The sequence below is a fragment of the Kocuria sp. CPCC 205261 genome (assembly GCF_040981025.1).
Classification (GTDB): Bacteria; Actinomycetota; Actinomycetes; order Actinomycetales; family Micrococcaceae; genus Kocuria; species Kocuria marina.
The window spans coordinates 137,731-160,132 of record NZ_JAVKPU010000001.1; the positions used below are offsets into that span (position 1 = coordinate 137,731).

The following is a 22,402-nucleotide window of genomic DNA, read 5'->3' on the forward strand; positions in this document are numbered from 1 at the left end:
ACCGGATGGGGTATGGGCGCCGCTCGCGCGGTCCGGCCGGTCCGCATGCCTGTCAGTTGCTTCACGACCCGCGGCGTCTCGCGCTGTCGCGTGCTGCTTCGTGCACCGCGCGTGGCTCGTTGCTCGTTGCTCCTTGCTCGCTGTGATTCATGCGTGCGCCGGGACACAGTCCGGACAGTACACCCGGGCCCCGGAGGCCGTGCAGTCCTCGCAGCACAGGAACAGCTGCCGGCACGTGGGTTCCGCGCAATTCACGAACGTGGGTGTCGCCGTGCCGCATTCCTCGCAGCGGCCCAGCGAGCGCGCATCAGGGGAGAATTCCATGTGCATACGCTTGTCGAAGACGTAGAGGGAGCCGTCCCACAGTCCGTGGTCCCCGTACTGCTCGCCGTAGCGCACGATCCCGCCGTCCAGCTGGTACACGTCCCGGAATCCCCGGTTCTTCAGCAGCACGCTCAACACCTCGCAGCGCACTCCCCCGGTGCAGTAGGTCACCACGTGCTTGTCCTTGAGGTGGTCGTACTTCCCGGAGTCGAGTTCGCGGATGAAGTCCCGCGTGGTGCCCGTGTCGGGGACGACGGCGTCCCGGAACCTCCCAATCCGCGCCTCCAGCTCGTTGCGACCATCGAAGAACACCACGTTTTCCCCGCCCCGGTCCACGAGCTGGTGCAGCTCGCGGGGTGTCAGGTGGGTGCCACCCCCCTGGACCCCGTGCTCCGTGACCGTGATGACGTCCGGGGCGTGGAAGGACACGAGCTCGGGGCGCACCTTGACGCTCAACCGGGGGAAGTCGTCCCCGCGGCCGTCCGACCACTTGACGTCCGCATCCTTGAACGGGACGTACTCCCGCAGCCCGCGGACGTACCGTTTCACATCCTGGATGTCCCCTCCCACCGTGGCGTTGATCCCCTGTGCGGAGACGATGATCCGCCCCGTCACATTGCTGCTCCGCGCCAGGTTCCGCTGCCACAACCGCACCGCCTCCGGATCCGGCAGGGGTGTGAAGACGTAGAACAGCACGATCTTGGGGAGGGACATGACTCCAGCGTAGATCCCCGCTCCGACCGAACATCTGTGCCCCGAAAAAGCCGTTCCCGGCCGATCCCGCGGTCGTTCCGGGGCATGTGTGTTGTGCAGTGGGATTGCCGCGGGGGTGTAAGGCGGGGGATGTGGGGCGGGGTGCGGGTGCGCGTGGCCCTCGCTGGAGTGGATACAGCCGTGGGGAGGGGCGCACCTGTCACCGACCCGGCGGTGTGGGGCTCACAGGGCCCGCGATCCGTGCTCCGCGCGGTGGAGGCCCGACTTGATGAGCCGCCAATGATCCACCGGCGCCGAACCTCCGGCACATCGTTCTAGGGAGCACCATGTCCACCGCGTCCGTTTCCGCCGGCGCCCCCAGCGCTCATCATGATCTTCTCCCTGCTGGCGGGTCGCAACGCGTCCACGTCATGGACCAACAAGGCGCCCGCGAAGGACGTCTCCCCCGCCGACTGACCATTCCCCGCGTACCGGGACGCAGCGGCGTTGTCCGCCGTTCGGGTGAGCCCCGGGTCCGGACCTGTCGGCGCGGTGCGCGCCGGTGTCACACCCGACGACGCCGCCGCACCCCTCCCCGCTCGCGACGCACGTGTCTGCCCGTGGCGGGTCTGCGGCGTAACCGTGCCAGCGCACCGGGGCCGAGGTTCGCGGGGCCGGGCAGGCGCCACCCGAAACGGCGCGCGGGGACGCTGACCACGGCGCTGAGGACGATGGCCCCGGCCATACCGGCGGTCTCGTGACCCAGGCCCGCGAGCAGCGCCATGAGGCCGCTCGAGAGCAGGGCGCTCGTGGCGTAGAGGGTGTTCCCGCCGAAGATGGCGGGCAACCGGCCCACGGCGATGTCCCGGATCATCCCCCCGCCCACGGCGGTGACGACCCCCAGCAGGATGGCCGGTGGCCATGCGAGCCCGGCACCCAGGGCCTTGACGGTGCCCGTGGCGGCCCAGCACCCCACCGAGAGACAGTCGGCCACGAACAGGGCGCGCATCGTCCAGCGGTGACCGAAGACCATGAGGTAGGCGATCACCGCGCCGGCGAGCGCGGAGGTGAGGTAGGCGGGGTTGGTCAGCGCCACCGGGAAGCCCTGTTGCAGCAGCGTGTCCCGCAGCATGCCGCCGCCCAGTCCGGAGACGATGGCGAGCACCGTGAATCCCACGAGGTCCATGCGCAATTGGCGGGCCACGACGCCGCCCAGGATCCCGTTGGTCAGCACGCCCAGCAGATCCACGGCGCTGAAGACGGATGCCGCCTCGATGCTCACTGCGTGTTCTCCCGTCGACCCGTTGCGTGAACGGGGACCAGCATAGGGGCCGATCGGCGCACCGGGCGGCAAGCGGCATGTCGATCGGTTCCGCGGGCGGGGATCCCGGCTGCCCGTGGTGCACCCCGTGGGGGTATCGGTGCACGTCAGAGCGGATCCGAAGATTCACCCGGGAGCAATCCACGGGTCACCCACGGCGCCGATCATGAGGTCATGACTCTTCAGAACGGCCCCTTGAACCGTCGTCAGCTCATGAGCGGGGCCGCCCTGGCCGCCGCCGTGACCGCCGTCCCCTCCGCCGCGCTCGCCCATGACAAGCCCTCTCGCGGGCCGGGGCTCGTGGTCGAGCGCCTCACCCTCCCGAGCGGGGTGGCCAGTGGCGACGTCACCTCCGACTCCGCCGTGCTGTGGGCACGATCCTCCGGCGCGGGACGCTTGCACGCCGTACTGCGGGCCACCGCGGCGGATGGCACCGTCCTGCGCGGGCGCCACGCCACCAAGCTGCACCTCGTGAGCGGGTGGGCCCACCCCGGGACCGACCACACGGCCAAGATCCTGGCCCGGAAGCTTCCCGCCGGAACCCGCTTCGACGTGACCTACCGTTTCGAGGACGGCTCCGGACGCATGGGTGAGCGACTCACGGGGTCGTTCACGACCGCCCCGGAGCGTACGAACCGCCGCGGTCAGTGCGCTCCCCAGTCCTTCGTATGGACCGCTGACACCGCCGGTCAGGGCTACGGCATCAACCCGGAGATCGGAGGCATGCGCGGTTATGCGGCAATGCATGCCACGCGGCCCGATTTCTTCCTGCACTCCGGGGACACGATTTACGCGGACAACCCCCTGGAGCCCACACGCCAGGTACCGGGTGAACCGCTGTGGCGCAATGAGGTCACGGAGGAGGTCTCCAAGGTCGCCGAGACGCTTGCCGAGTTCCGGGGCCGCCACCGCTACAACATGATGGACACCAACCTGCGGGCCATGTACGCGGAGGTCCCCGTGATCGCGCAGTGGGACGACCACGAGACCACCAACAACTGGTGGCCCGGTGAGGTCCTGGACGACCCGCGGTACACGCAGGTCCGGGACGTGGACACCCTGGCCGCCCGCGGTCGGCAGGCGTGGCAGGAGTACATGCCCATCGCCGACTCCCGCGCGCTGCGCCGCGGCACCGGTTTCGAGCCCGCGCGCATCCACCGCAAGATCGCCCGCGGCCCTCATCTGGACGTCTTCGCCCTGGACATGCGCACGTTCAAGAGCGAGAACACCAATGGGCTGGAGTCGCACGAGACGGAGATCCTGGGCGAGGAACAGACCCGGTGGTTGATCCACGAGCTGTGCCGGTCCCGGGCCACGTGGAAGGTCATCGGCAACGACCTCCCCCTGGGTCTGGTGGTCCCGGACGGGAAGGGACAAGAATCCATCTCCAACGCGAACCACGGTGCACCACTGGGCCGTGAGCTGCAGCTGGCCCGCGTGCTCAAGGCGATCAAGGACCACCGGATCAAGAACGTGGTGTTCCTCACCGGGGACGTGCACTACTGCGCGGCCCACCACTACTCTCCGGAGCGGGCGGCGTTCAAGGACTTCACGCCGTTCTGGGAGTTCGTGGCCGGGCCCATCAACGCCGGTTCCTTCGGCCCCAACGAACTGGACCGCACGTTCGGCCCCCGCGTGGACTTCCAACAGGCCGGTCCGCCCATGGGCTCCCCGCGCTCGGGCGAGCACCAGTACTTCGGACACGTGAACGTCGCGGGGGACGGCAGCGCGTTCACGGTGCGCCTCATCAACGCCAACGGCACCACGGTCTACACCCGCACGCTCACCCCGCAGCGGTGACCGCGCGGCGCCAGCGGACACCCCGCTGGCGTGGTGTTCCGTGGTCCACGGATGCGCCAGGATAGGAGCATGAACGACACCCTGCCCGGTTACACCGTCCTGGACGGCCCGCCCACGATCCCGGACTACCTGACGCTGCGCCGTGAGGCGGGGATGAGCCGCAAGACCGAGGAACAGGCCGCGGCCGGGATCGGCGGCGCGTGGGCGGCGATCCACGCGATCCACGACGAGTCCGGTGACACCGTGGGCATGGGCCGGGTGATCGGGGACGGCGGGTGGTACTTCCACGTGATCGACATGGCGGTGTTGCCGCCGCATCAGGGCAGGGGCATCGGCTCCGCGGTCCTGCGCGCGCTGCTGGATCGCATCCGCCGCGACGCACCGCCGGGCGCGTACGTGTCCCTCATGGCGGATGAGCCCGGGCGTCCGCTGTACGAGCGGCACGGGTTCGCGGACCCCGCGCCGCGGACCATCGGGATGAGCCTGTCCATGGATCGCGGCGCGCATGACTGAGCGTCCCCCCGCTCCGGGAAATCCGGGGTCCGCCCCACAGGACGACGACGCCGCCGTCCCGGGTCACGCCGTTTCAGATCGCTCCGCCCCGCCCCCGTCCGACGCACCCACCGCACCCCGGTGGGACGCACCGTGCGGGCGGATCATCGGATGGCGGGACGGGCCAGTGGACCGGGCCACCGGGATCCGGTACGCGAACGCGGGGCGTTTCGAGCGACCGCGGCCCGTCGCGGCGTCGGCGGCGGAGCTCCACGCGACCGAACCGGCGCCCGCGTGCCCGCAACCACCCATGCCGTTCCTGGACGACGTCGTGGGCAGCAACATCGGAGAGCTGCCCCAGGACGAGGACTGCTTGCGCGTCTCCGTGACCGTGCCTGCGAACACGCCGCCGGACGCCGGGCTGCCCGTGATGGTGTGGATCCACGGCGGGTCGTACGCATCCGGCGCGGGGGACGCGCCGTTCTACGACCCGCGCGTGCTCGTGAGCGAACAGCGCGTGATCGTGGTGAACGTGACGTACCGGCTGGGGCTGCTCGGTTTCCTGGGCGACGGCGCGGACATCCCCGCCAACCTGGGGTTGCTGGACATGATCACTGCCCTGCGCTGGACGCGCGAGAACATCGCCGCGTTCGGCGGCGACCCCGCCAACGTCACGGCGTTCGGTCAGTCCGCGGGTGGGGACGCGGTCGCGCACCTCATGATCGCCGACGGCGCTCGGGGCCTGTTCCGCCGTGCCGTCATCCAGAGCGCGCCGTTCGGCCTATTGGCCGGGCGCGCCACGATGAGCGAGCTTATGGCGACGACCGCGAGCGCACTCGCCCGGGACGCGTCGCTCGATGACATCCGCACGATGCAACAGCGCGTGGCCAAGGCCGCTACGCGGTTCGGGCTCAAGGGGCAGATGCCGTTCGGACTGCAGTACGGTCACGACCCGATGCCACCCGAGGCCGCCCTGGACCGCCACTGGTGTGAGGCCGCCCCACACGTGGAGGTCCTCGTGGGCAACACGACCCGCGAAGCCGCGCTGTTCACCGCGCGCATCCCCCCGCTACTCCGGCGGATGAACCACCCCCGCAAATCCCGCGGCGTGGAGCGGATCCTGATCAGCCCGTTCACCCAGCGGCTCTACGGCCGGGGTGCCCGCCGGTTCGCGCAACGCCATGTCCGCTCGGGTGGCACGGGCGCGCGCTACGAGTTCTCGTGGGGTGTGGGGCGCAGCCCAATCGCCGCGGCGCACATCTCCGAGCTGCCCCTGCTCTTCCCTGGCCCGGCATGGGAGCGCACCCCCATGGTCGAGGGACACACGTGGGCGGACGTTCTCGCCGACGGCGCTCGCTTGCGTCGCGCGTGGGCGGACTTCGCGCGGGGCGAGCCCGTCACGAGTGATTCCCGCGCGGGGCTGCGGGTGTTCCCGCCGGATACGGGTCGTGCCGTCTGAACAGGGTGGCTCGGGAACACGGGTCACTCGACGGCGTCGGGCGTGAACAGGTCCTCGATCCGACATTCGAACACGGCGGCGAGCCGGAACGCCAACGGGAGGCTGGGGTCGAACCGGCCGCGCTCGATCGAGATCACGGTCTGGCGGGAGACGCCCAGCAATTGTGCGAGGTGGGCCTGCGACCACGACCGGTCTCCCCTCCGCTCCGCGATCCGGTTGTCCACTAGGCCCCTCGCCTGTTGAGTACCGCGTAGCGGATGGCGGCATCAGCCATGACGAACACGAGCAACAGCACCAGGAGGGTCGATCCCGCGATCTCGAATTGCGTGAGGGCCAGGACGACGCAGCCCAGCCCGGCCACCACCAGGAAGTCGTGGAAGGCGCCCGAGGCCGCCTTCTCGTACCACTGGCCCTCCACGTTGTCCTCCGCGTGGGGATCGGACTTCACCGTGTATCGGGAGACGAACACGAACCAGGACAGGGCGAACATGGGCCCGGCGGTGCACACCGCGAAGATGCCGAACGCCATGAGCCGGTTCTCGTCGAAGAACCATGCGGCCACGCCACCCAGCGCCGCCGCGGCGAGCGCACCGGTGATGAGCATGGTGACATAGGCGGACGGGGGCGCCTTCATCCGGCGCTCTGTTCGAGTGGTCATGACTGCGATCCCTTCACCCGGTCGGAGCGGGGATACCGTTCCGAATGTCGATGGCTACAGTCAAGTATGCTTGACACCCGATGTCAAGGGTGTTTGACATCCCGAGGTTCAACGCTTCGAGGGGTGTCCTCCGGGTCGACGGCGATGCCCGCGGCGCAGGCGATGTCACCGTAGATCCGCGCGAGGTCGTCCAGGGAGCTGTGGGCGTTGAGACCGCTGGGGTTGGGTGCCACGAACAGTTCGGTGCCCGGCCACGGTGAATCCTGCCGACCCGTGACGGCCTTGGGGCGGTCGAAGGCCGCGCGGTACGCGGTGATGCCGAGCACCGCAACCACGGCGGGATGCTCCGCGCGGACCAGTCGGTCCAGCCGCTGTGCCCCCTCGTGGAACTCCTCCGCGGTGAGCTCATCCGCCCGCGCAGTGGCCCGGGGACACACGTTGCTGATCCCGATCCCCCGGTCGGTCAGTTGCGCCAGCTCCTCCGGGACGTAGCCGTCGGCGGCGTTGATCAGGGTCGGGGTGATCCCCGCGCGGTGCAGCGCCGGGTAGAACCGGTTACCCGGCCGGGCGAAGTGCGCACCGGTCGCGGCGGTCCACAGCCCCGGGTTGATACCCACGAACAACAGCCGCAACGGCTGGGGCAGCAGATCCGGGACAGTGCGATCCCGGTAGGAGTCGAGTTCGGCGCGTGAGAATCCCATGGTGGATCATGCTAGGCCGCAGCACCGACGGCCCGGATGGATGCCGGAACACAGCTGGCGCACTCGGAGCAGAACGTCCCTCCGTCGAGTCGGGTGGCGGGGCTTGACCACGCCTCCAGCGAAGCCGACAGCGCGGCGGGAACATGCTCCTTCGACGACGCGGAGCGGGCAGCGCTGCGGGAACCCACCCCTCCGACGACGCAGCCCGGAACGGCGGGAGCGGGCCGGGTCGGAACCAGCGCGCGTCATGTCCCCGGCGGCGTCGGCCCCGTGGATGGCAGACGCCCCGTGCGCACGGCCGCCGCACCGGCGAGGATCACAAGGCCCATCCCGATGATCTCCGCAGGGCCCAGCACCTGCCCCAGGATCACCCAGCCCACCAGAGCGGCGACGGCCGGTGCCAGGCTCACCAGGATCGAGAACGTCTCGGCGGCCAACCGACGCAGTGCCGCAAGTTCGAGGGCGTAGGGCAGCGCCGAGGACAGCAGCGCCACCGCGAGCCCCACGAGCAACATGCGCGGCTCGAGCAGCGCCGCTCCACCGCTCGCGACCCCGAAGGGCGCCGCGAGCACCGCGCCCATCACCATGGCCCATGCGAGCCCCTGGGTCCCCGGGAAACTGCGCCCCGCCTGCCGGGACATCAGGATGTACACGGCCCACATCGCGGCCGCAGCCATGGCGAAGAACACGCCCGCGAGGTCGGGGACCCCTGAGCCCGGGCCCACACCACTCAGCAGCACGACGCCCGCGAGCGCCAGGGCGGCCCGCAGCACCCCGCTCCACTTCCGGGACAGCACCACGGACAGCGCGAGCGGTCCGAGCAGTTCGATGGTCACCGCGATCCCGAGCGGCAATCGCGCGATCGCCTGGTAGATCAACAGGTTCATCCCACCGAGGGCCACCCCGAACGCCAGCACGACCCCGATCGTGTGCCGCGTGAGCCCCGCCGGGGAGGGTCGCACGACGGCGCACAGCACCACCGCGGCAATGACCAGTCGCAGGAACACGGCACCCGTGGCGCCCACGTGGTCGAACAGGCTCACGGCGATCGCCGCGCCCGTCTGCGTGACGAACGCCGCGGCGACCACGAGCAGCACGCCCTGCGCGGACGAACCACCGCTCTCCCGGACCGTCGGTGAGGTCGAGGGATTCACGGCGTCCACGCTACGCGGTGCCCCGCGGTACCGGGTCAGCTCGCGACGACGCCGCTGCGCTCGCGTCCCGCGCGGGTGTCGAGTGCCCGGGTGCCCCGGTAGCGACCCCGGACCAGGGCGATGATCCAGATCACCAAGGTCACGGCCGCGAGGACGAACGCCGCGGTTCCCACCACCTGGGACGCGGGTCCGCTGGAGGTGCGGGCCACCCCGATCCACACGAGCGCCCACACCACGGCCCCGGCCACGGTGAAACGCGGACCCAGGAGCCGGGCGGAGACGGCGGTGAGGAGCACGCAGCCATGCGGCGTTGAGCACTATGGACACCCCGGCGAGCCAGCCGATCCGGTGCTCCCGTGCGGTCGTTGCGACGCTCGGCAGCCATTGCCGCACGGTGTAGGGGAACAGGCCCACGTAGATCACGGACCAGATGGAGAACGCGGTGCCCGCGGGAACGATCAGGGTCGCTCCGAGTCCAGGGCTCCCCCGGCGGTGTCAGCCACGAAGGTCCCGGTCACCCCGACGCCCACGAGTGTCCCGACGATGCAGAACACCCCGCTTAAGGTCACGAAGACACAGCGGCCGAGGTCGGAGTGCATCCGGGGTTCTCTTTTGGTCGTGGACTCAGAACTCTGTCGGCCGGGGCGGCGACGCCCGCGCGTGTTAACCGCGGGGCCCGCCCGGAGGCGCTCCGCGCGGGAATGATGCGCGCCGATCGGCGGCATCGCAGCGGATCAGCGGTCGGTGAGCAGGAACGTGCGCAGCGCGGAGATGACCTCGTCCGGGCGGTCCGCGTGCACCCAGTGGCTCGCACCGCGCACCGTGGTCCGCACCGTGCGCGGGAACAGCGCGCGCATCGCGGGGACGTCGCTGTCCTGGACGTAGTCGGAACGCTCCCCCGCGATCCACAGCACGGGCCCCATGAAGGTGCGCCCTGCGACGTCGTCCGCGGGCCAGTCCCCGATGGCGCCGAGCTCGGCATGGAGCAGGCCCAGGTTGGGCTGCCACCCGAAACCGCCGTCCCGGTGGCGCAGGTTCTGGAGGAGGAAACCGCGCACGTGGTCCTCGGGGATCTCGGGGCGCAGCGCGGCGTCCGCCTGGGAGCGGTGGCTGACGTCGCTCAGGTCCAGGCGCTGCAGGGCGCCCAGCAGGTGCTCGAAGTCGCCCCGCCCGGCACCGGACTCCTGCGCACCCACCGGGGAGATGTCCACGACCACGAGCCGGCGCACGAGTTCCGGGTGACGCAGGGCCAGGATCATGGCGACCTTGCCGCCCATCGAGTGGCCCACGACGTCCACGGGACCGTCCGCGGCGAAGGACTCACGCAGCTCGGCGGCCACGGTATCCGCCATGGCTGCGTAGCCGAAGCTCTCGGTCCAGGCGGACTCACCGTGGTTGGGCAGGTCCACGAGCAAGCTGCGGAACTCGGGTCGCAATCCCTTGGCGATGTTCGTGAAGTTCTTGCCGCGGCCGAACAGCCCGTGCAGGAACACGACGCGATGCTCGCCGTCTCCCACGAGCGTGGTCTTCACGAGGGGTTTCTGGTCCTGGGGCACGGGCCCAATCTACTGTGCGCGCCCACCGCGCCCCAAAGCGGACACCGCCCCGCACGCGGCGTGGATGCCGGGTACGGGGCGGTGGATCCGGGACGTCCCGGATGAGGACGGATCAGTTCTGCGAGCCCTTGAGCCGTTCGATGTGCTGGGACGCCTCCGCCTTGGTGAGATCCGCGGGCAGTTCCTCCCCGGCCTGCTTGGCGAGGGTGTCCAGGTAGGACTTCTGGGACGCGGTCATGGGCTCATCGCCGCTGACCCAGGTCGAGGGGTCCTTCTCGAGGGACGAGTCCTGAGCGTCACCGGTCGCACCGATGGTCTCGCCCTGGGGCGCGCCATTGGTCTCTCCCTGCGGAACGCCGTTGGCGGCCTGGTCGGGCAGGGCACCGTCCGGGGTGCCGTTCTCGAGCGGGGGCTGTCCGCCCTGGGGGTCCTGTGCGGGGGTTTCGGTCATGACTGCTCCTTCGCTGGGTCTCGCGCCGGATCACCGGATGTCGTGGTGTCGACGTTAGCCCCCGCTCCGCCTCCCCGCGAGGATGTTTCGCTCACGGCGCGCAAGGTCCCACCGCTCGTACCGATCCGCAGCGGGTGTTCACCGCACGATGCTGCGGTTGCTCCCGTCCTCGCGCCGCGTCCAGCCCTTGGCGTCCAGGTGTTCGAGCAGCGGTACGGCCACCCGGCGCGTGGTGCCCCACGCCTGCCGCGCCTGGCTCGTGGTGAAGGGCTGGGGCAGCCGCGCGAGCTCGCGCATCGCGAGCGCGGGCGCGGTGGGCAACAGGACGACATCGCCGGGTAACCGCAGCACCCGACCGAGCCGCTGCGCCGCCGCCAGTTCTCGGGGGCCGAGGCGCAACTCCTGCAGTTCGTACGCCTCCGGTGCCGCGAACGGATCCGCACGCAAGCGCTTCTCGAGCGCGGTGATCGCGGCCTCCGCGGCACCGAGTCCGCCGCCGCGACCGGGGACCGTGATGTATCCGTCCTGCTCCGTGAGCTGCGCCCGGGCCACGAGCATGTCCAGGAGCCGTCCGCCGGGTTCGCCGAGCGCTGTGCGGGCCGCGCCCCGGGGCAGTCCCGGGGCCAGGGGGTCGCGCTCGTGCGCGGCCTCGACCGCCGCTCGCAACTGCGTGGCCCACTCCGTGAGCCGGGGCACGTGGATCCACCATCCGTCCGCTACGACGACGTCGCCGGAGGGCGTCTCGTCCGCCGCGAACCCCAGCAGCCGCAACCGCTCGGTGCTCACCGCCCCGTACTTGACGGTTTCCGCCACGGGGTCGCCGTGGTCGGCGATGCCCGCGAGCCGAGCGGTCTCCCGGGCGGCCGCACCGCGCCGGTCCAAGGTGGGCGGGTCGACGTCGAGCACACGTGCACCCCCGACCGCGACCTGCGCCCCGGGACTGCGCAGCACGAGCCGGTCCCCCGGCACGAGGGTCATCTCGTGGTCCAGCTGCAATCGGGCGTGATCGGCATCGAGCGGTCGCAACCGAGCGCCCACGCCGGCGGTTCCCGCGTGCACCACGATCTCGGCGGGCAGTTCGTCGAACGGAGCACCCCTCTCACGGCGGACCTCGATGACGCCCGCGCTCGGCCACGCGTCCGGGGTCACGAGCACGTCCCCCCGGTGGATCGCGTCCTTGCTCGTGCCCCGCAGGTTCACGGCCACGCGGTGGGTGGGTCCGATCCGCGCCACGGAATCATTCTGACTCTGGATCGAGCGCACGGCGACCTCTTGCTTTCCCGTTCGACCGCGCAGGGTCAACCGGTCACCCGTGTGCAGGGTCCCGGCGGTCAGGGTCCCGGTGATCACGGTCCCGGCACCGGAAATCGTGAAGGCCCGGTCGATCCACAACCGGATCCTGGCGTCCGGGTCCGGGCCGGGCACGCGGGAGAGCACCGCGTCCAGCGTGTCCCGGAACTCGTCGAGTCCGGTTCCCTCCCGCGCCGAGACGGCCACGGCGGGAGCGTCCGCGAGACCCGTGTGGGCGAGCTCCGCGCGCGCACGCGCCACGACGTCGGCCACCCGCTCCGGAGCCCGATCCGCCTTGGTCACCACGATCATCCCGTACTCGATCCCGAGAGCAGCGACCGCATCCCGGTGGTCGCGGGACTGGGCCTGCCAGCCCTCGTCCGCGGCCACCACGAAGCACACCACCGGAGCCGGGCCCACACCGGCAAGCATGTTGCCCAGGAACCGCTCGTGCCCGGGGACGTCCACGAACGCCACATGCCTCCCCGAGGGCAGCTCGGTCCACGCGAACCCGAGGTCGATCGTGAGCCCGCGTCGCTTCTCCTCGTCCCACCGGTCCGGTTCGATCCCCGTGAGTGCTCGGACCAGGGTGGACTTGCCGTGGTCCACGTGACCGGCCGTGGCCACGACATACATCAGCCCACCTCCGCGAGCGCCGCGCGCACGGCGGCGAGCAGGTCGGCGTCCCGCTCCTCGGGGACGCAGCGGGGGTCCACGAGGCACGCGCCGTCGTGCACGCGCGGCAGCACGGCTGGCGTGCCGAGACGCAACGGGCGCGCGGCGGCCTCCGGGAGCCGCACGGCCCAGCCGGGCAGCGGGACACCGGGGGCACCACCCCCACCCACGCGACCATCGTGCTCCACGACGTCGGCCCCCACCGCGGCGGCCAGGGCCTCCGCGCGCTCACGCACGCGCTGCGGGTCCGCGTGCAGGGCGCTCGCGACGGGGGTGGGACCGCCCCGCAGGGTGGCCTCGAGGGCGGCGAGGGTCAGTTTGTCCGCGCGCACGGCCCGGGCCAGCGGGAAGCGCGCAAGGCGGCGGATCGTCTCGGTGCGCCCGAGCAACAGACCCGCCTGGGGCCCGCCGAGCAGCTTGTCCCCGCTCGCGATCACGGCGTCCGCGCCGGCCTCGAGCGCTTCCGACAGACTCGGCTCGTGGGGCAGCGCGGGATCCGGCGTGAGCAGGCCGCTACCCACGTCCACCACGAGCGGCACCCCGTGCTCCTCCGCGAGCGCCCGCAGCTCCCCGAGCGGCACCGAGGACGTGAAGCCGTCCACCCGGAAGTTACTGGGGTGGACCTTGAGGATGCACCCGGTCTCCGGACCCATGGCGTCCCGGTAGTCGGCGTGGTGCGTGCGGTTGGTGGTCCCCACCTCGCGCAGCCGCGCACCCGTGGATTCCATAAGGTCGGACAAGCGGAACCCGGCACCGATCTCCACGAATTCGCCCCGGCTGATCAGGACCTCGCGCCCAGCGGCCAGCGCGGTCGTGGCGAGGACCAACGCCGCGGCACCGTTGTTGACGATCAGCACATCCTCGGCGGCGGGGCACGCGTCGAGCAGTGCCTGCCGCGCGGCGACACCCCGGCCGGAGCGCTGCCCGGTGGTCAGGTCCAGTTCCACGTCCACGTAGCCGGAGGCGTCCTGCAGGGCCTGGCGGGCGGCATCGGAGAGCGGAGCGCGGCCCAGGTTGGTGTGCACGACCACGCCCGTGGCGTTGAGCACCGGGGTCAATGAAGACGCGCCGCGCACCGAGAGCTCGGTGACGACGGCGCTCGCGACGTCCTCGGGTGCGATCTCCCCCGCGCGTGCCCGGGCCTGCGCGGCCGTGATCGCGGCCCGCACCGCCGCGGCCCCCAGCCCGGCTCCCGCGGACCCGATGCGAGGATCCGCGAGCAACCGGTCGGTGCGGGGGATGCGGCTGCGGGGATCCGCTGCACTCACGGCAACTCCTCGGGATCTGTGGCGGGCGAGTGCTCAAAAAGTGGCGGAGGCGGACGGGAATCGAACCCGCCAGACCGAGCTGCTCGGTCTCACCGGTTTTGAAGACCGGGGCGCCCACCAGGACACGTACGCCTCCGGGAGCGAATGTATCACTGCACTCGGACGCCCTCGGTCGTCATAACTCAGTAGCCTGTCCGTCCCCACTCCTAGACTGGACGCATGACTCCCGAAGCCGCCCGCCCGTCCACGACCTCGCACCCGTCCGGGACCGGGATCGGCCGTCTCACGAGCTACGCCCACGGCGGTGGCTGCGCCTGCAAGATCCCGCCGGGCGAGCTCGAGGACGCCGTCAAGGGACTCACGGGCCAGAACTCCCCGGACGTCCTCGTGGGCCTGGACGACGGCGACGACGCCGCGGCCGTCCTCGTGCGCCCCGACCTCGCGGTGCTCTCGACCGCCGACTTCTTCACCCCCGTGGTGGACGACGCCCGCGACTGGGGCCGGATCGCCGCGGCGAACGCACTGTCCGACATCTACGCGATGGGCGGGACCCCCGTGGTCGCGATCAACCTCGTGGGCTGGCCCCGTGAACTGCTGCCCATGAGCCTGATGTCCGAGGTGCTGCAGGGCGGTCTGGACGTGGCCGCGCTCGCGGGCTGCCCCGTGATCGGTGGGCACTCGATCGACTCCCCCGAACCCACGTACGGCATGGCGGTCACCGGTACCGCAGATCCCGAACGCCTCATGCGCAACGACGCCGCCCGGCCTGGTCTGCCCATCACCCTGACCAAGCCGATCGGGGTGGGACTACTCAATAACCGGCACAAGACCACGGGCGAGGTGTTCCCCGCCGCGATCGAGACCATGACCGCGCTCAATAAGGATGCGTCCCGCGCAGCCCTTGCGGCCGGGGTGCGTGCGGCCACGGACGTGACCGGTTTCGGTCTGCTGGGCCACCTGTACAAGATGTGCCGGGCCTCCGGGGTGGCCGCCACGCTCGACGCCTCCGCGGTTCCGCTCGTCGACGGCGCCGCGGACGCCCTGCGGGACGGTTTCGTCTCGGGTGGTACCCGCCGCAACCTGGACTGGGTGCGCCCGTTCCTGTCCGCGGGATCGGGAATCACGGAGGACCAGCTGCTCCTGCTCGCGGATGCCCAGACCTCGGGCGGACTGCTCGTGGTCGGGGAGGTCCCCGGCTATCCCGTGATCGGGGAGACCACCGAGGTTGCCGCCGACGGCGACGCGCTCATCACCGTGCGCTGAGCGCGTCGTTCAACTCAACCCATTGCGCGAACCGTTCATCCGACCGGTTGCGAGACGGCCTGCGCGGTCGTCCTGGGCATGTGTTCGCACGTGAGCGGGGCAGCCCCCCGCCACGGCAGACTCAACCGGCGGTCGTGATCGAATCGTCGATGATCCCGGCGGCGCGGCGCTTCTCGAGCCGGTTGCGCTGCGGGATCACGGTGTACCGGGGGTCCTTCACGGATTCCTTGCCGGCCCAGAACACACCCCAGCGCGTGAGCGCGGAGGACGTCATGAGGGCGAGCCCCGAGGCTGCGGCGACCCAGCGGCGTCGTCCGCCAAGCAGAACGCCCGCGCCACCGATGACCGAGAGCCGTTCGCTCCACGTGAGCCACGCACCGGGCTTGCCCTGTTCGAGCGGCTCCACGGAGACGGGGTCCATGGCGCCCTTCATGACGTGCATGGCCGCGAGCTCCCCCGCGACCCCGGCCACCGCGAAGAACCGCGCGGGACCGGTCTCCGCCACGGACGTGGTCACGAGCGCAAAGCCCCCGGACGCCAAGGACGCCGAGCTGACGAACACGAACGGCAGGTGCGCGTGCATCTCGTGCCATGTGGGCACTGCGGTGTCCCCGAGCAGCACGGCGGTGTAGGCCGCGAGCGGCGCTCCGAGAACGCCGGAGGCCACGCTCGTGGGCAGCTCGAGCGCGTGCAGCACCGGGCGCAGGGGGCCGAGCGGGAGGCGTTCATCCGTCATCCGGTCCACCTCGATCGCGGCGGCCACGCCCGCGTTGGTCGCGAAACCCGCAAGCAACCACGAACCCAGGCTCATGGGCGAGGTGGGCTTGACCGTGCGCATCATGTGCAGGAACCGTTCGGGGCGCCCGAGGTCCGCGACGAGCGCCACGGTCCCGAGGCTCGCCGCTCCCAGTGCACCCAGGCGACCGTTGCGACGCAGTGCGGGCCGGTCCGTGAGGTAGCCGCCCAGGGACAGCAGCGCGGAACCACCCGCGAGACCGCCCAGGAAGAGGTAGGACGCGATCTTGGAGTCCCACGGCGGGGCCTTGACGATCGGGCGGCCGTAGTAGGACGTGAACTCGGGCTCCGGCACCACGGGCACTTCGCGGGAACCGTCACCGCCACCGCGGCGGAAGGCTCCCCCGCCCGGGGTGCGGTTCTTGCGGCGTCGTTTGCCGCGCGGCTCCTGCGGCGGACGGTAGGCGTCGTACGGGGAAATGCTCATGAGCGATCACCCGCCGTGAACGCGACCGCGCCGAGCGCCAGCATGCCCACCATGGCCATGCCCGCACGCTTGAACATGCGCGGCAGGTCCGCCGTGGGGACGCGGGGATCCGGCGGCAGGCCGTACACCTCGGGCTCGTCGAGCAGCAGGAAGATGGACCCGGTTCCGCCCACGCCGTCTTTGGGGTTGGCGCCGTAGAGCCGCGCCTCGGTCTTGCCCTGCTCGTGCAACTGGGCGACGCGCTTCTGGGCCGACTCGAGCATGGTCTCGCGCTCGCCGTACTTGATGGACGTGGTGGGGCACGCCTGCGCGCACGCCGGGGTCTGGTCGTCCTTCATACGGTCGTAGCACAGCGTGCACTTCTGGGCGATCCCGTCCTGGGGGACCTTCACAGTGTCCGGCATGGGAGCCGCACCGCGCTGGTTCTTGGGCTCCACGAGGCCGTCGTCGCGGCGCTCAATCACGCCGAACGGACAGCCGGCCACGCACGTCCCGCATCCGTTACAGATGTCCTCCTGGACCACGACGGTGCCGTACTCGGTGCGGAACAGCGCGCCCGTGGGGCACACGTCCAGGCACCCGGCGTGGGTGCAGTGCTTGCACACGTCCGAGGACATGAGCCACCGGAAGTCCGGGGTGTCCAGGACCGGGGAGTCGCCGTCCTGCGCGGTGGATGCGCCGCCGGTCGTGGCCGCGCTCCCGCACCCCCCTCCCCCGGACGAGCACCCGCAGCCACCGGACGCGGGTTCAGCCGACGACGACGCCGCGGGCGGACCCACGCGGGGCATCCCCAGGTCCACGAGCGCCCGCCCGGATTCCCGGGCCTGCTCGATGCGGTCCCGCGACTGCTCGATGAATGCCACGTGCCGCCACGTGTCCGCGCCCAGGCCGCCCGTGTTGTCGTACGAGGAACCCAGCAGCTCGTAGTCGGAGTCCGCGGGGTTGCGGTTCCACTCCTTGCACGCGACCTCGCACGCCTTGCACCCGATGCAGATGGAGGTGTCCGTGAAGAACCCGCGGCGCTCGTGCGGATGATCCCAGTGGGAGTCGTCCGCGAACCTGTCAGTGGGTGTCATCCGATCCGTGCTCACTCGTCCTCTTCCCGTTCCCGCACCGCGGTGCCGGCTCCTCGGGCCGTGGAACGCCCCGCGGACTGGCCCTCGCCGTGGGGACGCTTCGGATCCTCGTTCAGTTTCCGCTGCGGATCGGTGATCCGCTCGTTGCCGGTCCGGACGGTGAGCCCGGCCCGCTCCTGGTACTCCTCGATGAGCGCGATGCGTTCGGCACCGCGCGGCCGGCGGCCGGGGCGGATGTCGCACGAACCCGTCTTGAAGTTCTGGATCTGGACGTTCGGGTCCAGGGTGATCCCCAACAGGTCGTTGGCGGCGTCACCGCTGACCACGGCGTCCTTGCCCACGGCCCAGTGATAGGGCAGCCCGATCTGGTGCACGGTCTGCCCGCCCACCCGCAGCGGCGTCATCCGGTCGGTCACCAGGACCTTGACCTCGATGGCCGAGCGCGGCGAGATGATCGTGGCCCATCCAAAGGGCTCCAACCCTTGCTGTTCGGCGAGCTCCGGGGAGATCTCGCAGAACGCCTCGGGCTGCAGTTCGGACAGGTACGGCAACCAGCGGCTCATGCCACCGGCGGTGTGGTGCTCGGTCAGCCGGTACGTGGTGAACACGTACGGGTAGACCTCGCTGCCGGGCGCGCCCGCACTCGGTGCGGAGAGGTTGTCCTTGCGGGGGAACATCACGCGGGCCGGGTTCTGCTGCTGCGAGTACAGCGCATTGGCCACCGGCGACTCCTGGGGCTCGTAGTGGGTGGGCATGGGCCCGTCCACGAGACCCTTGGGGGCGTACAGCCACCCCTTGCCGTCCGCCTGCATGATGAACGGGTCGTCGCCGTGCAGCGAGGCCGCGCCACCGAGCTCCGGGTCAGGCCGCGCGCCGGGATCCTTGTCCACCGGGAAGTCGGGCACGTCCTTGCCGGTCCAGCGCCCGGACTCCTCGTCCCACCACACGAGCTTCTTCCGCTCGCTCCACGGCTTGCCCTGGGGGTCCGCCGAGGCGCGGTTGTAGAGGATCCGTCGGTTCGCGGGCCAGGCCCACGCCCACTTGGAGGCGATCTCGTCCTGCTCGCGCCCGGGAACCCGGTCCGCGGCGTGGTTCACGCCGTCCGCGTAGATCCCGGTGTAGATCCAGCACCCGCCGGACGTGCTGCCGTCCGCCTTCATCTGGGTGTAGGAGGACAGCGGCTTGCCCGCATCGGGGCCGGTCTCGAACCGGCCGTTGATCTCCGCGAGCACGCTCTCGGGATCCGGCTCACCTTCCTCGGTCAGCGGGTAGTCCCACGTGAGGTCCAGCAGGGGCCGGTCCCGGGGATCCGTGGACTCCGCCAACCGGGTGCGCAGTCGCCGGCCCAGGTCGTAGAAGAAGTCCAGCTCGCTCTGCGCGTCACCCGGCGGGGAGACCGCCTGGTGGCGCCATTGCACGAGACGCTGGGTCTGTGTGAACGATCCCGACTTCTCCACGTGGGTGGCCGCGGGCATGAAGAACACCTCGGTCTGGATGTCCTCCGTCTTCAGCTCGCCGGACTCGATCTCGGGTCCGTCCTTCCACCACGTGGCGGATTCGATCATGTTCAGATCGCGCACCACGAGCCACTTGAGGTGGGACATGGCGGTGCGCTGCATGCGGCCGTTGGACGATCCCACCGCGGGGTTCTGCCCCAGCAGGAAGTACCCGTCCACCTTGTCCTCGAGCATGGCCATGAGGGTCTGGTACGTCCCGTGCGGACCGTTGATCCGCGGCATGTAGTGGTACGCCCAGTCGTTGTCGTCGCGCGCGGCGTCCCCCCACCATGCCTTGAGCAGGTTCACGGTGTAGGCGTCCGCGTCAGCCCAGTAGCCTTTCTGCGTCTTGGACCCGATCGTGCCCAGGTACTCGGTGAGCGAATCGGACTCGACCGAGGGCATGGGCAGGTAACCCGGCAGCAGGTTGAACAGCGTGGGGATGTCCGTGGAGCCCTGGATGGACGCGTGCCCGCGCAGTGCCATGACGCCCCCGCCGGGACGACCCACGTTGCCGAGCAGCAACTGCAGGATCGCGGCCGTGCGGATGAACTGCGCGCCCAGCGTGTGGTGGGTCCACCCCACGGCGTACGCGAAGCACGTGGTGCGCTCGCGTCCCGAGTTCTCGGTCACGGCACGGGCCAGGTACTCGAAGTCCGCGGCGGAGATGCCGCACACCTCCTCGACCTTCTCCGGCGTGTAGCGCGAGAAGTGGCGCTTCAGGATCTGGAAGACCGTGCGGGGGTCCTGCAGGGTCTCGTCGCAGCGCGGTTCGGACGCACCCGTGGGCGCGCCGCCACTGCCGAACTTGTCGCCGCCGGCTTCCTCGCGTTCCTCGTCGCCCTGTTCGTGCTTGTCGGTGCCGTCACCGGCGTCGTCGTCCTCGTCGTCGTAGGCCCACGACGAGAGGTCGTACGCGCCCTTCTCGACGTCGTAGCCCGAGAAGATCCCGCCGAGGTCCTCGGTGTCCTCGAAGTCCTCGTTGATGATCGTGGCGGCGTTCGTGTAGGACACCACGTAGTCGTGGAACCACAGGTCGTGCGTGAGAACGTAGTTGATCAGCGCACCGAGCAGGGCGATGTCCGAGCCCGCCCGGATGGGGACGTGCTTGTCCGCGACCGCAGAGGTGCGCGTGAAACGCGGATCCACGTGGATGATCTTGGCGCCGCGCGCCTTCGCCTCGGAGACCCACTGGAATCCCACGGGGTGGCACTCGGCCATGTTGGATCCCTGGATCACGATGCAGTCGGCGTTCGCCATGTCCTGCAGCGACTGGGTGGCGCCGCCGCGGCCGTACGAGGTTCCCAGACTGGGAACCGTGGCGGAGTGTCAAATCCTGGCTTGGTTCTCGATCTGTACGGCACCCGCTGCAGTGAACAGCTTCTTGATCAGGTAGTTCTCTTCGTTGTCCAGCGTGGCCCCGCCCAGGGACGCGATGCCCATGGTGCGGCGCAGCGGACGGCCCTGCTCGTCGGTGTCCTGCCAACCGCGGCGTCGGGCTTCCAGGAAACGATCGGCGATCATGTCGATCGCGGTATCCCGGTCCAGGGGCTGCCACTTGGCGGCACCCGGGGCGCGGTAGAGCACCTGGGTCTGACGGCCCGGGGAGTTCACGAGCTGCTCGCTCGCCGACCCCTTGGGGCACAACCGACCGCGGGAGATCGGGGAATCCGGATCACCCTCGATCTGGACCACGCGCTCGTCCTTGACGTAGACCTTCTGGCCACACCCCACCGCGCAGTACGGGCACACGCTCTGCACCACGCGGTCCGCGCTGCTGGTGCGCGGCGTGATCTCACGCGTGCGCTGTGATTGCACCGCGGAACTGCGGCCGGTGTGATCCCCGGTCCGGAGCTGGCGGATGACCGGCCACTCGAGCGGGCTGAATCGGGACATACCTCAAGAATAGACCGTTTACCGCGCGCGTCCAGGTGTCAGGTGTGTCGCGACGGCGACGACCCGCGCGGCCCTCACTGCGGCATCGGCCCGGGTCACGCCGCGATTCGGCCCGCACGGCGACGACCCGTGGCGGCCGGGCGGCCACATGGGCCGCAGGGACGCCACGGGTCGTCGGTGGTCTGCGACGGCGTGTCGCGTCAGCGCTCGTCCATGGGGTCCACGGTCTGGTCCGCGCCGTCCCGCAACGAGCGGTTGACCTCGCGGTCGGCCTGCGGGTCCTGCACGAGGGCCTCGACCTCCGGGTCCTGGGTCTCGGAGGTGGTATCGAGCTCGGGGATCGTCTCCTCCTGCGCCACCTGCTCCACGTCAGCTTCCTCGGGGTGGGTCAGGGGATCCTCGTCGGCACCCCATTGGGCGTCGTCCTCCTCCCACGCGGAGTCCTCGTCACCGGTGGTGCCGATCAGTTCGTCCTCGCGGAACGTGTCGTCCGAGGCCTCGGGGTTGTCGAGCGGGTTGGGGTCCGGGATGGGCTGCGTCATGGGTTACTCCTTGCCAGGTTCTCGACGAGCGCGCTGTCACGCGCACGGTCAGACTACGGTGCCGCGGCCCCGCGCCTCCACCGGACCCCCGGCCGCTTCACGCGCAGCGGACCGCTCCGTGGCGGCTCACACGAGCGGCCACGGGTAGCGCATGCCGGAGGGGTCCTCCGGGAGCCTGCCCAGCAGCGCGAGGGCACGGGCACGACGACGCAGGGCACGCGTCTCCTCGGTCGTCAGCAGCTCGGCCACCTCCGGCGGTGCGCCGTTCTCGGCGAGCGCCGCAATGTCCGCCACGAGGTCCGGGGGCAAGGGGTCGCGCGCGAATTCCCAGATCACGGTGCGCAGTTTGAACGCCGCGGCGAAGCACAGGCCGTGGTCGATCCCCCAGACCCGCCCGTCCCAGCCGCGCAGGACGTGGCCGGATTTGCGGTCGGTGTTGTTGGTCAGCACGTCGAAGGCGGCCATGGCGCGCAGCACCGGGTGGGTGTCCGGGTGGTCCTCCACAATCGTGAAGTAGTGCTCCCGGGGGTCCGCGGCCACGAACAACTGCAGCGATCCCGTCCCGAACGGGGCGTCGTCCCGGATCACGGTGAGCGGGACGATCCCCCAGCCGAGCGCCTCGCTGAGCAGGTACGCGGCGCGCTCCCGGCGGTACAGACCCGGCGGGAAGTCGTGCAGGGGCCGCTCCCCGAGCTCGGGTTTGTAGATGGCCCAGCATGCCGTGTCCGAGTCCGGCGGACCGAACGACGTTGCTGCGGGAGCTGCGTTGTCGGGGTCGGGTGCCGCGACGGGTGAGTCGGCCGGAGCGGCGTCGTCGCCGATCGCGGGAACCGAGCAGGCCTCGGCGGCTTCAGGGTCGGGGACCTCGCCGACACGAGCGTCGCCGTCGGTGCCGGTGACCGATTGCGACGCCAGCGCGCGCACCTCCACGAGGAACGTCTCATTGCTGCTGCGCGCGAGCTGTCCGAGCAGCGTGATCTCCCCCGTGCGCAGCAGCCCGTCCGCTCGTTCCGCCCTCACGACGCCGCTCTCACGACGACGCCGTCCCGCCGCCCCCGCGCCCGC

At 70.7% G+C, this 22,402-nt stretch carries 21 protein-coding genes and 1 tRNA gene; 4 read left to right on the forward strand and 18 right to left on the reverse strand.

The window, feature by feature from the left end; genetic code table 11:
* Nucleotides 1–147: 147 nt before the first annotated feature.
* Together RF646_RS00585 and RF646_RS00590 are read right to left on the reverse strand one after the other, a co-directional pair.
* Nucleotides 148–1,038, reverse strand: a complete 891-nt coding sequence (locus RF646_RS00585) for a rhodanese-related sulfurtransferase (protein ID WP_368834922.1) — start codon at nt 1,036–1,038, stop codon at nt 148–150.
* A gap of 544 nt (nt 1,039–1,582) precedes the next feature.
* Nucleotides 1,583–2,299 (reverse strand): trimeric intracellular cation channel family protein, encoded by a 717-nt coding sequence (locus tag RF646_RS00590; RefSeq protein WP_368834923.1) that lies wholly within the window; start codon nt 2,297–2,299, stop codon nt 1,583–1,585.
* Nucleotides 2,300–2,512: 213 nt separating this feature from the next.
* On the opposite strand from RF646_RS00590, the gene RF646_RS00595 reads away from it, so the two are divergent.
* The 3 genes from RF646_RS00595 (at nt 2,513) to RF646_RS00605 (ending at nt 6,089) form a co-directional block, all read left to right on the forward strand.
* Entirely contained in the window at nt 2,513–4,138 is a 1,626-nt protein-coding gene (locus RF646_RS00595; RefSeq protein ID WP_368834924.1) for an alkaline phosphatase, read from the forward strand.
* A 69-nt stretch (nt 4,139–4,207) separates the two neighbouring features.
* Nucleotides 4,208–4,651, forward strand: coding sequence for a GNAT family N-acetyltransferase (locus tag RF646_RS00600; RefSeq protein ID WP_312793741.1), 444 nt, complete (start codon nt 4,208–4,210; stop codon nt 4,649–4,651).
* Complete coding sequence (locus RF646_RS00605) at nt 4,644–6,089, forward strand: carboxylesterase family protein (RefSeq protein ID WP_368834925.1); 1,446 nt, start codon at nt 4,644–4,646, stop codon at nt 6,087–6,089. Before RF646_RS00600 ends, RF646_RS00605 begins: the two co-directional genes overlap by 8 nt.
* A 23-nt stretch (nt 6,090–6,112) precedes the next feature.
* Here RF646_RS00605 and RF646_RS00610 read toward each other — a convergent pair whose 3' ends face one another.
* The 11 genes from RF646_RS00610 to RF646_RS00660 all read right to left on the reverse strand — a co-directional run bounded on the left by RF646_RS00610 (nt 6,113) and on the right by RF646_RS00660 (nt 13,978).
* Nucleotides 6,113–6,313 carry a helix-turn-helix transcriptional regulator gene (locus RF646_RS00610; RefSeq protein ID WP_064846036.1) on the reverse strand — a complete coding sequence of 67 codons (201 nt, stop codon included), beginning with the start codon at nt 6,311–6,313 and terminating at the stop codon, nt 6,113–6,115.
* The gene (locus RF646_RS00615; protein WP_144997891.1) at nt 6,313–6,747 is read right to left on the reverse strand and encodes a hypothetical protein; all 435 of its coding nucleotides are present in this window, start codon (nt 6,745–6,747) and stop codon (nt 6,313–6,315) included. The genes RF646_RS00610 and RF646_RS00615 overlap by 1 nt, the downstream gene beginning before the upstream one ends.
* A gap of 83 nt (nt 6,748–6,830) precedes the next feature.
* A complete protein-coding gene (locus tag RF646_RS00620) occupies nt 6,831–7,448 on the reverse strand; it encodes a mismatch-specific DNA-glycosylase (RefSeq protein WP_085107121.1) in 618 nt (205 codons plus the stop codon).
* 245 nt (nt 7,449–7,693) lie between these two features.
* The gene (locus RF646_RS00625) at nt 7,694–8,602 is read right to left on the reverse strand and encodes a DMT family transporter (protein ID WP_368834926.1); all 909 of its coding nucleotides are present in this window, start codon (nt 8,600–8,602) and stop codon (nt 7,694–7,696) included.
* A gap of 35 nt (nt 8,603–8,637) precedes the next feature.
* Nucleotides 8,638–8,898 carry a hypothetical protein gene (locus tag RF646_RS00630; RefSeq protein WP_064846033.1) on the reverse strand — a complete coding sequence of 87 codons (261 nt, stop codon included), beginning with the start codon at nt 8,896–8,898 and terminating at the stop codon, nt 8,638–8,640.
* A gap of 162 nt (nt 8,899–9,060) precedes the next feature.
* Nucleotides 9,061–9,201, reverse strand: a complete 141-nt coding sequence (locus RF646_RS00635; protein WP_313361861.1) for a hypothetical protein — start codon at nt 9,199–9,201, stop codon at nt 9,061–9,063.
* A 135-nt stretch (nt 9,202–9,336) separates the two neighbouring features.
* Nucleotides 9,337–10,158, reverse strand: coding sequence for an alpha/beta fold hydrolase (locus RF646_RS00640; protein WP_064846031.1), 822 nt, complete (start codon nt 10,156–10,158; stop codon nt 9,337–9,339).
* A 112-nt stretch (nt 10,159–10,270) separates the two neighbouring features.
* Nucleotides 10,271–10,471: a DUF3072 domain-containing protein gene (locus RF646_RS00645; protein ID WP_231885531.1), complete on the reverse strand. Its 201-nt coding sequence runs from the start codon at nt 10,469–10,471 to the stop codon at nt 10,271–10,273.
* Nucleotides 10,472–10,747: 276 nt separating this feature from the next.
* Entirely contained in the window at nt 10,748–12,535 is a 1,788-nt protein-coding gene (selB, locus tag RF646_RS00650) for a selenocysteine-specific translation elongation factor (RefSeq protein WP_368834927.1), read from the reverse strand.
* Nucleotides 12,535–13,842 carry an L-seryl-tRNA(Sec) selenium transferase gene (gene selA, locus RF646_RS00655; RefSeq protein ID WP_167318268.1) on the reverse strand — a complete coding sequence of 436 codons (1,308 nt, stop codon included), beginning with the start codon at nt 13,840–13,842 and terminating at the stop codon, nt 12,535–12,537. The genes selB and selA overlap by 1 nt, the downstream gene beginning before the upstream one ends.
* Before the next feature lie 41 nt (nt 13,843–13,883).
* Nucleotides 13,884–13,978 (reverse strand) — tRNA-Sec (locus RF646_RS00660).
* Nucleotides 13,979–14,061: 83 nt separating this feature from the next.
* Here RF646_RS00660 and selD point away from each other — a divergent pair.
* Complete coding sequence (gene selD, locus RF646_RS00665; RefSeq protein WP_368834929.1) at nt 14,062–15,105, forward strand: selenide, water dikinase SelD; 1,044 nt, start codon at nt 14,062–14,064, stop codon at nt 15,103–15,105.
* A gap of 121 nt (nt 15,106–15,226) precedes the next feature.
* Here the strand turns inward: selD and nrfD are convergent, their stop codons facing one another.
* The 5 genes from nrfD to RF646_RS00690 all read right to left on the reverse strand — a co-directional run bounded on the left by nrfD (nt 15,227) and on the right by RF646_RS00690 (nt 22,357).
* Nucleotides 15,227–16,327, reverse strand: a complete 1,101-nt coding sequence (nrfD, locus tag RF646_RS00670; RefSeq protein WP_368834930.1) for an NrfD/PsrC family molybdoenzyme membrane anchor subunit — start codon at nt 16,325–16,327, stop codon at nt 15,227–15,229.
* Nucleotides 16,324–17,403 carry a 4Fe-4S dicluster domain-containing protein gene (locus tag RF646_RS00675; protein WP_368834931.1) on the reverse strand — a complete coding sequence of 360 codons (1,080 nt, stop codon included), beginning with the start codon at nt 17,401–17,403 and terminating at the stop codon, nt 16,324–16,326. Before RF646_RS00675 ends, nrfD begins: the two co-directional genes overlap by 4 nt.
* Nucleotides 17,404–17,414: 11 nt before the next feature.
* Nucleotides 17,415–20,795: a formate dehydrogenase gene (fdh, locus tag RF646_RS00680; RefSeq protein ID WP_368834932.1), complete on the reverse strand. Its 3,381-nt coding sequence runs from the start codon at nt 20,793–20,795 to the stop codon at nt 17,415–17,417.
* A gap of 200 nt (nt 20,796–20,995) precedes the next feature.
* On the reverse strand, nt 20,996–21,337 hold the full coding sequence (locus RF646_RS00685; protein ID WP_035965408.1) for a hypothetical protein: 342 nt from the start codon (nt 21,335–21,337) through the stop codon (nt 20,996–20,998).
* Nucleotides 21,338–21,463: 126 nt separating this feature from the next.
* Nucleotides 21,464–22,357, reverse strand: coding sequence for an SCO1664 family protein (locus RF646_RS00690; protein ID WP_368834933.1), 894 nt, complete (start codon nt 22,355–22,357; stop codon nt 21,464–21,466).
* Nucleotides 22,358–22,402 lie beyond the last annotated feature (45 nt).